The organism is Streptomyces sp. RB17, from assembly GCF_009604455.1.
Lineage (GTDB): Bacteria > Actinomycetota > Actinomycetes > Streptomycetales > Streptomycetaceae > Streptomyces.
Genome location: NZ_WEGL01000026.1, coordinates 17847 through 28746, shown reverse-complemented (window position 1 = coordinate 28746; position 10900 = coordinate 17847). Strand labels below are relative to the sequence as shown.

Below are 10900 nucleotides of genomic sequence, written 5' to 3'. Positions count from 1 at the left end.
ATTGATCGCCAGAGCACTTACTTCCAGATCGCTGCTCATGGACGGATGATCTCACGCGAGTCGACGCAGGCCGCCTCAACCGGCTTATGCAGCAGGCAGTTTGATCACGACTCGATACGCGCCCTAGCAGGCGGTGCCGCTCATGCTGCCGCTTCTCGTGTGAGCGTCCAGGGTGTGCGGGCGGCGATGGCCTGCTGCCAGGGGCGGATGCTCTTGGGTGGCATGCCGATGGACAGGACTCCGGTGAGGTGGTCGCCGGTGCGGTAGATGGCGGTGAACTTCCGTTCCTCGAGGCTTCCTTCGGTGATGTGCACCTCGTCGTGGCCGCGCAGGTAGCCGTAGGCGCGGATCTTCATGTCGTACTGGTCGGACCAGAAGTACGGTACGGGGGCGAACGGCCGCCGTGCGCCGAGGAGGTTGCGGGCGGCGGCCATTCCCTGCTCGGCTGCGTTGGTGCGGTGCTCGATGCGCATCGAGGTGTCGAAGAGGGGGTTGTGCCAGCGGGCCGCGTCGCCCGCGCCGTACACCCCGCTGGCGGCGGAACAGTACATGTCGCAGTTCAGCCCGTCGCTGACGGGCAGGCCGCTGCCGATCAGCCATTCGGTGTTGGGGCGGGAGCCGATGGCTACCAGGACGGCGTCGGCCTCGACCAGGCTGCCGTCGTCCAGCCGTATGCCGCCGGTGACGACCTCGCTGACGGTGGTTGCGGTGCGCAGGTCCACGCCGCGGTCGATGTGGGCCTGGGCGAGGATGCGGCCGATGTCCTCGCCGACCGCGTGGGCCAGCGGGACCGGGGCGGGTTCCAGGAGGATCACCCGGGTGCCCAAGGAAGCCGCGACTGCGGCGGCCTCGGCGCCCAGGAATCCGGCGCCGACCACGGCCAGTGTGCGGCCGGGGCCGAGACGGTTCTTGAGGGCGAGGGCGTCGTCGAGGGTGCGCAGGGTGTGGGCAGGGATGCCGGGCAGCTGCCGGGGTCGTACTCCGGTCGCCACGATCAGCCCGTCGTACGGCACCAGGGAGCCGTCGGAGAGCAGGACGGTGCGGTCGGCCGCGTCCACGCCGATCGCCTCGCTTCCGTAGCGGGCGTCCAGGCCGAGGGCGTCGAGGTCGGTCTGGGTGCGCAGGGGCAGCCGGTCGGGGCTCCAGGCTCCGGAGAGGATCTCCTTGGACAGGGGCGGCCGGTCGTAGGGGGCGGTGGGTTCGTCGCCGATGAGGGTGATGGTGCCGGTGTGGCCCTCTCGGCGCAGGGTCTCGGCGGCGGCGAGGCCGGCTGCGGAGGCGCCGACGATGACGACGCGGTCGGGTGCGCCGGCGGTCGTGGGTGCGCTCATGACATGGCCAGGCGGATGGCGGCGGCGGGGCACACGGTGGCGGACTCGCGGACGGCGTCGTGCAGTTCGGCGGGCGGGGCGTCATCGAGGAGGACGACCATGCCGTCCTCTTCCCGCTGGTCGAAGACGTCGGGGGCGAGCTCCACGCACTGGCCCGAGGCAACGCACTTGGGGATATCGACTTCTACACGCATGACGGTTCTTCCCTCTTGATCGTTTCTATGGGGGTGGAAGTTCAGGCAGGCCAGATCACCAGGTGACGGGCAGTTCGTCGACGCCGTAGACGGCGGCGTACTGCTTGAAGGCGATCTCCTCCAGCGGCAGGGCGAGTTTCAGGCCGGGCAGCCGGCGGAAGAGTTCGGGCAGGACGATCTGCAGTTCGGCACGGGCCAGCGGCTGGCCGATGCACTGGTGGATGCCGTAGCCGAAGGCCAGGTGTTTGCGGGCGTCCGCGCGGGCCAGGTCGAGGTCGTCGGGGTCGGTGAAGAACTCCGGGTCGCGGTTGGCGACGTTGACAGAGACGATCACGCCCTCGCCGGCGCGGATGGTGACGCCGCCGACGGTGAAGTCCTCCAGGGCGGTGCGGCGCAGCCCGACGTGCACGACCGCGAGGTAGCGCAGGAGTTCTTCCACCGCCTGGGCGACCTGGTCCGGTCCGCCGAACAGGCGCGGGATCTGGTCGGGGTGCTGGAGCAGGGTGATGGTGCTCAGCGCGATCATGTTCGCGGTCGTCTCGTGCCCGGCGATCAGCAGCATGGCGCCGATGTCGGCGGCGTCCTGATCGGTGACGACACCCTCGTCCACCTGCGCGGCGAGCCGTGTGACCACGTCGTCGCCGGGGGTCGCGCGCTTGGTGTGGACGAGTCCCAGCAGGAACTCGGAGAGATTCGCGAATGCCTGCTGGAACTCCTGGGCCGTGGCCCTTCGGTCGGCGAGCTGCTTCGTCTGCTCCTGGAAGTACGCGTGATCCTCGTAGGGCACGCCCAGCAGTTCACAGATGACCAGGGACGGCAACGGCAGCGAGAAGTGCTCCACCAGGTCGACGGGGCCCTCGCGCCGGGTGAAGTCGTCGAGGAGTTCCCCGGTCAGGCGGGCGACGGCCGGTCGCAGCGCCTCCACACGTTTGACCATGAACTCACGGGTCACGGTGCGCCGCATCAGAGCGTGGACCGGGTCGTCGTGGTTGACGAAGAACCCGGGCGAAAGCTGCTGCTGGTCCGCCCTGTCGGTGGGAGCGCCGGGGTGGGTCGGGTCGACGCTGAACGCCGGGCTGCCGAGCACCGCTCGGGCGTCCTCCCAGCGTGTGACCAGCCACGCGCTGAGGCCCTCCCGCAGCTGGACCCGGGTGACGGGACCCTTCTCGCGCAGCCGCGCATAAAGCGGCGGGGAATCCAGCGGTGCGTCCTTGGGGCGGGTGAGGTCGAACGTGGGGAGGGGGGATGTGGGGGGCATGACTGCTCCTTTCCAGCTTCACCTAACGGTGTCAGGCGTGCTTCGGCTGCAGGCCGGGGCCGCACGGTGGAGGTCCCGGCCGGTGGGATCGGTGTCCTGGCGTGCGGGGCGGGTCAGATCCAGGTGGGCATGGACTGGTCCGCGTAGCGGGCGCCGAAGCCGCCGTGGGGCAGGATCTCCCGGATCTGCGCGAGGTCGGCCTCGGTGAGAGTGACGTCGGCCGCTTTGGCGTTCTCCTCGATGCGGGCAGCGCTGCGGGTGCCGGGGATGGGCACGATGTGCTCGCCCTGGGCGAGCAGCCAGGCCAGGGCCAGCTGCGAGACGGCGATGCCCTTCGCCTTGGCGAGCTCACCGAGCCGGCTCACGGCCTCGACGTTCTTCTCGAAGTTGCCGGGCAGCCAGCGCGGGTCGTGGTGGCGGTAGTCGGTCGGGTCGTACTCGCCGGCGGGCTTGGCGCTGTCGGTGAGGAAGCCGCGGCCGAGCGGCGAGTAGGCGGCCAAGCCGATGCCGAGTTCGTCCAGGACCGGGAAGAGCTCCTCGACCTCGCGGGAGAAGAGGCTGTACTCGGTCTGCAGGACGGAGACGGGCTGCACGGCGTGTGCGCGGCGGATGGTCTGCGGTCCCGCCTCGCTCAGGCCGAAGTACTTCACCTTGCCCGCGTCGATCAGCTCCTTGACGGCCCCGGCGACGTCCTCGATCGGTACATCCGGGTCGACGCGGTGCTGGAAGAAGACGTCGATGCGGTCGGTACCGAGGTAGCGCAGGCTGTTGTCGGCGACCTTGCGGATGGTGTCGGGGCGGCTGTCGAGGGCGCCGCTGGAGGAGGTCATGTCGATGCCGAACTTGGTGGACAGCACCACCTCGTCACGGAAGGCCTTGACCGCCTGGCCGAGCAGGATCTCGTTGGAGCCGGTGCCCATGCCGTAGGCCTCGGCGGTGTCGAAGAAGGTGACGCCCAGGTCGTGGGCGCGCTGGATGGCGGCGACGCCCGCCTGCTCGTCGGTGGGGCCGTAGGCCATGGTCAGGCCCATGGCGCCGTAGCCGACCGCTGAGACCTCAAGGCCCTGGTTACCGAGTGTCCTGTACCGCATGACGCACTCCTCATTTCCAAACCAAACTGTCTGGTTCGACCGTAGGCCAGGCTCGGCATCGAGTCAAACCAAACGGTTTGGTACGCTTAAGGCATGATCTCCTCCACCGGCGCCGACTCCACCCGCGACCGAATCGTCGCCGCGGCCACGGCCGAGTTCGCCCGGCACGGAATCGCCGGCGCCCGCATCGAGCGCATCGCCAAGGCCGCGCAGACCAGCAAGGAGCGCGTCTACGCCTACTTCCGCGGCAAGGAGGAGCTCTACCGCTTCGCCTCCGGCCGTGAACTCACCGCGATCGCGGAGGCCACCCGCATGGACCCCGCGGACCTGCCCGGCTACGCGGGCCGCATCCACGACTACTTCACCGCCCACCCCGAACAGCACCGGCTGATGGCCTGGGGCCAGCTGGAACTCGGCCCGGACGACACCCCGGACGACGACCCCATCCGCCGGGCCATGGCCCACAAGACCGAGCAACTGCGCGCCGCACAGGAAGCCGGGCAACTCGCCCCCGACTGGGATCCGGTCGACGTCCTCGTTCTCGTCAACCAGATCGCCACCTCCTGGGCCAACCAGCCCGACCTCACCGCCGGGATCCCCCCGCAGGAGCTGGCGGCGTATCTGTCGTCCCGGCGCGCAGCCGTCGTAGCGGCCGTCCAACGCCTCTTCCCTGCGGCCCAGGCGCCACTCGACGAGGAGCGCTGACCCTCCGGCCCGTCCGCTGGTGCCGGATACCGCTGAGGCTTCAGTGTTGTGAAGTGCCGAAGGCCGGTGGCCGTCCGTCGGCGAGCTGTTCCTCCATGGCCTCGCCCTCGTGGTGGTCCCGCCGCGTCGGCCGAAGAGGATCCGGCGGGCCGGACGGTCACGATGTCGCTGCAGGAGGCGGCCGAATCGGGCGTGCAGAGCGGGATCGTCGGTCGACCAGTCGAAGGTCCGCGGGTTCGGCGACAGTTTCGGGGCGTCCCTCCTGCGGCCGAGGACAGCCAGGCTCCCCGCCCGGCGGCACGGGGTGCCTGGCGCCTCTCACTGGTCGGAGTGCAGCGAGCCTTCGTAGTCCGGCCGCTGGTGGGGAGGCAGGAAGGTCTCCTCGACGTGCCGGATCGTCGCGTAGGACGGACGGGCGAGCTCGCCGAAGGCCAGGTGGTACCGCGTCCCCTTCAACGCCTCGATGCGCTCGTTGTACTCGTCCATCCAGGCCGGCTCGCCACGCTCCTTGCCGTCGAGCAGCGCGCGCCATACCTCGTGCACGCCCGGCTGGATGAAGGGGAAGACCGTGATGGCCTGCCCCATCGCGGACATCTGCTCGATGGTGGGTGCGGGCCGCGCGGACGGGCTGGTCAGCACGAACGCCCGGCCGTTGGTCTCCCTCAGCGCTTGCCGGGCCTGGTCCCAGGACTGCAGGCCCTCGTAGAAGATGACGTCGGCGCCGGTCTCGGCGAGGTAGAGGTTGCCGCGCCGGACGGCCTCCTCGAGACTGCCGCCCGCGGCGCCGTACCCGTCGGTGCGGGCCACGATGACGAAGTCGGGGTCCAGCGCGTCGCGCACCTCGCACGCCGCGCGGAGCCGGCCGATGGCCTCCTCGTCGTCGGCGAGCCGGATGCCCTTGGTGCCGCCGGCCTTCTTCGGCTCGGCCTGGTCCTCCAGGTGCACCCCGGCCACGCCCAGCCGGATGAACTCCTCGATGGTGCGCTGCACGTTGATCGCGCTGCCGTAGCCGGTGTCCGCGTCGCAGAAGATCGGCAGGTCGGTCGCACGCACGAACTTGGCGGCGTGGGCGAGCACCTCGGTCTGGGTGAGCACCCCCACGTCGGTGAAACCGTCCCACCAGGCGCTGAACCCACCGGAGATCCAGAATGCCTCGTACCCGGCGGCCTGCGCCATCTGGGCGTGCAGGGGCACCGTGCCCATGGGCAGGACGGTGGTGGTGGGCCGCTCGAAGAGCTCGCGCAGCCGGGTGGTGGCCTTCGGCGCGCTCACGCTGCGTGCTCCGTGGTGGCGCGGGGGCCCAGCTGCACCTGCAGGGAGGACACCCCGTTGATGACGTGGTCGACGATCCAGTCGGGCTTGTCGGCGTCGACGACGTGGAAGTCGGGGAAGGCCGCGAAGAACTTCTCGAACATGACCATGAGCTCCAGTCGGGCCAGGTGCCGGCCGAGGCAGCGGTGGATGCCGTCGCCGAAGGACAGGTACGGATTGGGGTTGCGGGTGATGTCGAAGGCGTCGGGGTCGTGGAACACCGCTTCGTCCCGGTTGGCCGAGGAGATGAACGGCACGACCCAGTCCCCGGCCTTGATGGTCTTCCCGCCGAGCTGGTGGTCCGCGCGAGCCACCCGCATCCGCGAGCGTGCCGGGGTGACCCACCGCAGGACCTCGTCGACCGCCGACCCCATGAGGCTCGGGTCTCGCTGCAGCAGGGCGAGCTGGTCACGGTTCTGGTGGAACAGCCACAGGCCGACAGCGGCGGCGTTGCGAGTGGTCTCCAGGCCACCCACGATGATCGTGTTCACCCACGCGGATATCTCGGAGTCGTCGAGGGGCACCCCTTCCACCTTGAGTCCGGCCAGCACCGAGATGAAGTCGTCCGTGGGCTCGGCGCGCCGCTGGGCGGTCATCTCCCGGGCGAAGGCGATGAGTTCGTGCCGGGCCTGCAGCGAGGTCTCCTCGGGCGTCTGGCCCTCGACGGCGAAGTGCGGATCGGCGGGGGCGAAGCTGCGCCAGACCAGGAGCCTGACGCGTTCCCAGTGCTCGGGTGGCACGCCGAGGAAGCCGAGCACCACGAACATCGGGACGTCGCCCGCCAGCTCCTGCACGAACTCCGTCTCGCCCTTGGCCGCGATGCGGTCGATGAGGTGGTCGACGATCGACTCGACGTTCTGCCGCATCCGGCCGATCTGTGGGACGGAGAAGAACTTGTTGACCGGGGCCCGGAACAGGGTGTGCCGCGGCGGGTCCATCAGCGCCAGGCTCGCGTGCAGCCCGAGGTCGGCGTACTGCTGCGACGTCAGCCGCTGGACACTCCTGGGAAGCCGCATGTCGCGGGAGATGCTGTAGTTCACCTGGTCGGCGAACAGCTGCTTGCACTCGTCGTACCGGGACAGCGCCCAGAAGCCGTGGCCGTAGGTCACCGCTGGCGTCCAGTGAACGGGGTCCTCATCCCGGAGCCGCTTGAACGCCGCTCGAGGCTCACCGTCGCGGTACCAGTTCGGGTCGGCGAGACCCTCGTCGATGTCGTCCCATGTCGTGGACATCGGTGTCCTCTCAGCTCGCTGTTTCGGTGCTTGGGATGTCGCGGAAACCGTCGGCCAGGTCGGCCAGCCGTTGTTCCTGCCACCGGGCTGGCACGGGCTGGGTCAGGCAGTAGCGGTCGTCGGCCAGCACGGCCTGGAAGACGCGCTCGCCGACCTCGCCCGGGTCGGCGACGCTCTGGTCCAGGTGTGCGTCGACCGCGGAGACCCAAGGGGTGACAGTCCGCGCCGACGAACGGTCCGTCTCGGGCCGAAGTCGCTCGCTGGTGGCTATGCGGGTGGCGACGGCACCCGGGAAGACGACCGTGACGCCGATGTCGTGACCCTGGTCGGCCAGTTCGGCGCGCAGGACGTTGGAAATGCCCTCCAGCGCGTACTTGGACCCGGTGTACATGGAGTGGCCCTTGACGTCGTTCAGGGCGGCGGTGGAGGCGGTGTTGACGACGTGCCGCCGGCCGGTCTGCTCGAGCATGCGGGGCAGGAACGCGCGCAGACCGTTGACGACGCCGAAGTAGTTGACCTCCATCATCCAGCGGAAGTCCTCCTCGGACCCGTGCCACAGCGCCCGCATCGGTCGCATGGTCACCCCGGCGTTGTTGACCAGGACGTCGACGCGTCCTTCCTCGGCGTAGACATCGTCGGCCAACGACTGCACAGCCCGGGCGTCGGTGACGTCGACCTGCGCCGCCCGGGCCGACCCGCCGTCCGCGCGTAGCTCGTCCGCCACCTGCTCGGCCGCCTCACCCTCCACATCGGTGACCACGACGGACGCGCCACGCCGGGCAAAAGCGGCGGCGATGCCCCGACCGATGCCACCCCCGGCCCCGGTGACGACCACCACGGACCCCGACGGCTTGAAGCTGCTCACGATCGACCCACCACTTTCCGTCTCCTGCGCGCCGTCCGGTGCATGGACAGGACGTTAGGAGAGAGCGACGATGATGGGAAATGCATTCTGCAGGGCGTATGAATGCGTTTGAGTTATCAGGAGGACATGTGCAGACCGCCATGCTGGGCCACCACCCGGTGGATCTGGTCAAGATTCGGCACTTCGTCGCCGTGGCCCAGCTGGCGAGCTTCGCGCGCGCGGCTGAGCAGCTGCACATCTCGCAACCGGCCCTGAGTCGCAGCATCCAGTCCCTGGAGCGGACCTACTCGGTGCGGCTGCTGGACCGTGACCGCAGTGGTGTGGCGTTGACCTCGGCCGGGCGCCTGCTGCTGCCCAAGGCGCTCGACCTGCTTGCCAACGCCGAGTCCCTGGGGTTGGAGATCGAGGCCATCGCCCGTGGTGTGGTGGGGACCCTGTCCTTCGGGATCGGTGGGGGGGCCTCGGGAACGTTGGTCCCCGAGGTGCTCGCCGAGCTGCTGCCGACTTTCCCCAAGCTGCAGGTGTCGGTGACTGTGGGCAGTTACGAGACCCTGGCGAACCGGCTCGCCGCCGCTGCCGACGAGTTCTTCCTCAGCCGTGCCGCCAACTGGTCCCCGCAGGACGCCAGCGAGGTGGAGGTCATCGGTCGGGGGAGCCCGGCGCTCTTCGTCCGGCCCGGACACCCCCTGATTGCCGAGGAGCCCGTGCCACTGAGGGCGTTGGCCGACTACCGGTTGTTGGCCACCACGGAGTGGAACGCCATGATCGATGCCCTGCCCCACCGCCGCGAGCGGGATCTGATGCGGGCCCGGGTGGTGCTGGACGAGCTGTCGGTGATGGTGGCGGTCACTCACCGCTCGGACCTGGTCATGGTCTCCTCCAGCGTGCCCGAGAGCGGCGGTCTCGTCCCGCTGCGGGTCAAGGGAAACTTCCTGGCGACACCACTGCTCAAGCTGGAGGCGGGAATCTTCACCCTGCCCAACCGCAGTCTGTCCCCGGCGGCCACGGCGGCCGTCGAGCTGCTCCGGTCCCGCGCGGACCTCTTCATGCAGCCCGTGTCCGACCGCATCGACGCTCCGCAGTGACCCCCGCTGATGCATGGTACGCATCAGTTTCATAGTCAAGTTGCAATGGCCGGATCAGCGTCTGCTTCGTACCGTGCGTGATGTCGGTGACATCCGATCACCGACGCGGACGAGCGGAAGGATCCGTCGTGGGTCGCATCACCTTCATCGACAGCGGGCAGGCCGAGCGGCCCGCCGACTTCTCCCCCGGGGAGTCGGTGATGACCGCAGCGGTCAACAACAACGTCGCCGGCATCGACGGCGAGTGCGGCGGCGAGCTCAGCTGTGCGACGTGCCATGTCTATCTGCCGGAGTCCCTGGCTGCCCTGGTCCCGCCGCCCTCGGCCGACGAGCTGGAGATGCTCGAGGTCGTCGACGACCGACGGTCCGGGAGCAGGCTCGGCTGCCAGGTCCGGCTCGCCGGCTCCATGGACGGCATGGTGGTCGTCGTCGCGGGTGAGGGATCATGACCACAACGCACGACGTGGTGGTCGTCGGCGCCGGGCACGCGGGGGTCGCGGTGGTGAGCGCCCTGGCCAAGGCCGGCTTCGCCGGGAGCGTCGCCGTCCTCGGCGACGAGCCCGTCCTGCCCTACGAGCGCCCGCCGCTGTCCAAGGAGTACCTGACCGACGGCGGTGCCGCGCCGCTGCTCCGCGCCGAGGCCTTCTGGTCCACCGGCAGTGTCCAGCTCGAGCTCGGTGCCCGGGTGACCAAGGTGGACCCGGCGGCGAAGCTGGTCCACGTCGCCGACGGTCGCACCCTCGGCTACCGGAAGCTGGTGTGGGCCACCGGGGCCGACGCGCGCGCTCTGCGCGTGCCGGGCGCGACCGCCGACAACCTGCACAGCATCCGCAGGCTGGCCGACGTCGACCGGCTCCGCCGTGCTCTGCCCGCCCGCGGGCGGGCGGTCATCATCGGCGGGGGTTACATCGGTCTCGAGACGGCCGCTGTCCTGACCGGGCTGGGGCACCAGGTGACCGTGGTGGAGGCCGTGGACCGGGTGCTCGCCCGGGTCACCGGACCGGTCGTCTCCCGTTTCTACCAGCAGCTGCACGAGCGCCACGGCGTCCGCCTCGTTCTCGGCGCGACCGTCGCCGAGATCGCGACCCGCGCCGGCCGCGCCCAGGGGGTGCACCTGGGCAGTGGCGAGTTCCTGCCTGCCGACGTCGTAATCGTCGGCGTGGGCGCGGTCCCGGCCGTCGAGGTGCTTCAGGATGCGGGCGCCGCGGGCGACGGCGGGCTGCTCGTCGACGACCTCTGCCGTACCACCCTGCCCGACGTCCATGCCATCGGGGACTGCGCCCTGCAGGTCAATCCGTTCAGCACCTCGGCGGCCCCGGTCCGCCTGGAGTCGGTACCGAACGCCAACCACCAGGCCAAGGTGACTGCCGCACACCTTGTCGGCGCGCCGCCGCCGGCCCCTGCGGTGCCGTGGTTCTGGTCGAACCAGTACGACGTCAAGCTGCAGACCGCCGGTCTGCTCGCCGGCCACGACGAGGTCGTCACCCGCGGGAAACCGGACAGCGGCCGGTTCTCGGTGCTCTACCTCGTTCGGGGCCGGCTCCTCGCCGCTGACTGTGTCAACACGCCCGCGGACTTCGCGGCCGCCAAGCGGGCCATCGGCGCGCGAGAGCGGCTCGACACCGAGCTCGCGGCGGATCCCGGGACGCCGTTGAAGGCAACGGTCCTGGCTCACACCTAGCCGAATGCGGCGCATTTAGCCGCCTGACCTGCACAAACCCGATCACCACGCAGGGTGGCCCGCTGAACGTCGTGATGCGCCCGATGCAACCAGACGAGATGAACATGCATTGGACGTATCGACGGCCATCGCCGGAAGCTTGCACGA

The 10900-nt window shown here is 69.8% G+C and carries 11 protein-coding genes; 4 read left to right on the top strand and 7 right to left on the bottom strand.

The genetic code is table 11. The features are described 5' to 3' along the window. Window positions 1–140 precede the first annotated feature (140 nt). The 4 genes from SRB17_RS44080 to SRB17_RS44065 all read right to left on the bottom strand — a co-directional run bounded on the left by SRB17_RS44080 (window position 141) and on the right by SRB17_RS44065 (window position 3874). The gene (locus SRB17_RS44080) at window positions 141–1331 is read right to left on the bottom strand and encodes an NAD(P)/FAD-dependent oxidoreductase (protein ID WP_153547700.1); all 1191 of its coding nucleotides are present in this window, start codon (window positions 1329–1331) and stop codon (window positions 141–143) included. Then, a complete protein-coding gene (locus SRB17_RS44075) occupies window positions 1328–1525 on the bottom strand; it encodes a ferredoxin (RefSeq protein ID WP_153547698.1) in 198 nt (65 codons plus the stop codon). Before SRB17_RS44075 ends, SRB17_RS44080 begins: the two co-directional genes overlap by 4 nt. Window positions 1526–1580: 55 nt before the next feature. Next, window positions 1581–2783, bottom strand: a complete 1203-nt coding sequence (locus SRB17_RS44070; protein ID WP_153547696.1) for a cytochrome P450 — start codon at window positions 2781–2783, stop codon at window positions 1581–1583. 113 nt (window positions 2784–2896) lie between these two features. Next, a complete protein-coding gene (locus SRB17_RS44065) occupies window positions 2897–3874 on the bottom strand; it encodes an aldo/keto reductase (protein WP_153547694.1) in 978 nt (325 codons plus the stop codon). A gap of 93 nt (window positions 3875–3967) precedes the next feature. Between SRB17_RS44065 and SRB17_RS44060 the strand changes: the two genes are divergently transcribed. Next, window positions 3968–4579 (top strand): TetR family transcriptional regulator, encoded by a 612-nt coding sequence (locus tag SRB17_RS44060; RefSeq protein WP_153547692.1) that lies wholly within the window; start codon window positions 3968–3970, stop codon window positions 4577–4579. 318 nt (window positions 4580–4897) lie between these two features. On the opposite strand, the gene SRB17_RS44055 is transcribed toward SRB17_RS44060, so the two are convergent. From SRB17_RS44055 to SRB17_RS44045, 3 genes are read right to left on the bottom strand one after another with little or no spacing between them, the layout of a single operon-like run. Next, on the bottom strand, window positions 4898–5851 hold the full coding sequence (locus SRB17_RS44055) for an isocitrate lyase/PEP mutase family protein (RefSeq protein WP_153547690.1): 954 nt from the start codon (window positions 5849–5851) through the stop codon (window positions 4898–4900). Then, window positions 5848–7122, bottom strand: a complete 1275-nt coding sequence (locus tag SRB17_RS44050; RefSeq protein ID WP_153547688.1) for a cytochrome P450 — start codon at window positions 7120–7122, stop codon at window positions 5848–5850. Before SRB17_RS44050 ends, SRB17_RS44055 begins: the two co-directional genes overlap by 4 nt. Window positions 7123–7132: 10 nt before the next feature. Next, complete coding sequence (locus tag SRB17_RS44045; protein ID WP_153547685.1) at window positions 7133–7987, bottom strand: SDR family NAD(P)-dependent oxidoreductase; 855 nt, start codon at window positions 7985–7987, stop codon at window positions 7133–7135. Window positions 7988–8115: 128 nt separating this feature from the next. On the opposite strand from SRB17_RS44045, the gene SRB17_RS44040 reads away from it, so the two are divergent. The 3 genes from SRB17_RS44040 (at window position 8116) to SRB17_RS44030 (ending at window position 10753) form a co-directional block, all read left to right on the top strand. Beyond that, the gene (locus SRB17_RS44040) at window positions 8116–9072 is read left to right on the top strand and encodes a LysR family transcriptional regulator (RefSeq protein WP_194294361.1); all 957 of its coding nucleotides are present in this window, start codon (window positions 8116–8118) and stop codon (window positions 9070–9072) included. A gap of 128 nt (window positions 9073–9200) precedes the next feature. Then, complete coding sequence (locus tag SRB17_RS44035; protein WP_323377593.1) at window positions 9201–9521, top strand: 2Fe-2S iron-sulfur cluster-binding protein; 321 nt, start codon at window positions 9201–9203, stop codon at window positions 9519–9521. Next, entirely contained in the window at window positions 9518–10753 is a 1236-nt protein-coding gene (locus SRB17_RS44030) for an NAD(P)/FAD-dependent oxidoreductase (RefSeq protein ID WP_153547679.1), read from the top strand. The genes SRB17_RS44035 and SRB17_RS44030 overlap by 4 nt, the downstream gene beginning before the upstream one ends. Window positions 10754–10900: the final 147 nt, after the last annotated feature.

What these genes read in the sequence shown, in the direction of transcription:
- SRB17_RS44080 (WP_153547700.1), bottom strand. Translation starts at nt 1,331, where the DNA reads ATGAGCGCACCCACGACCGCCGGCGCACCCGACCGCGTCGTCATCGTC.
- SRB17_RS44075 (WP_153547698.1), bottom strand. Translation starts at nt 1,525, where the DNA reads ATGCGTGTAGAAGTCGATATCCCCAAGTGCGTTGCCTCGGGCCAGTGC.
- SRB17_RS44070 (WP_153547696.1), bottom strand. Translation starts at nt 2,783, where the DNA reads ATGCCCCCCACATCCCCCCTCCCCACGTTCGACCTCACCCGCCCCAAG.
- SRB17_RS44065 (WP_153547694.1), bottom strand. Translation starts at nt 3,874, where the DNA reads ATGCGGTACAGGACACTCGGTAACCAGGGCCTTGAGGTCTCAGCGGTC.
- SRB17_RS44060 (WP_153547692.1), top strand. Translation starts at nt 3,968, where the DNA reads ATGATCTCCTCCACCGGCGCCGACTCCACCCGCGACCGAATCGTCGCC.
- SRB17_RS44050 (WP_153547688.1), bottom strand. Translation starts at nt 7,122, where the DNA reads ATGTCCACGACATGGGACGACATCGACGAGGGTCTCGCCGACCCGAAC.
- SRB17_RS44030 (WP_153547679.1), top strand. Translation starts at nt 9,518, where the DNA reads ATGACCACAACGCACGACGTGGTGGTCGTCGGCGCCGGGCACGCGGGG.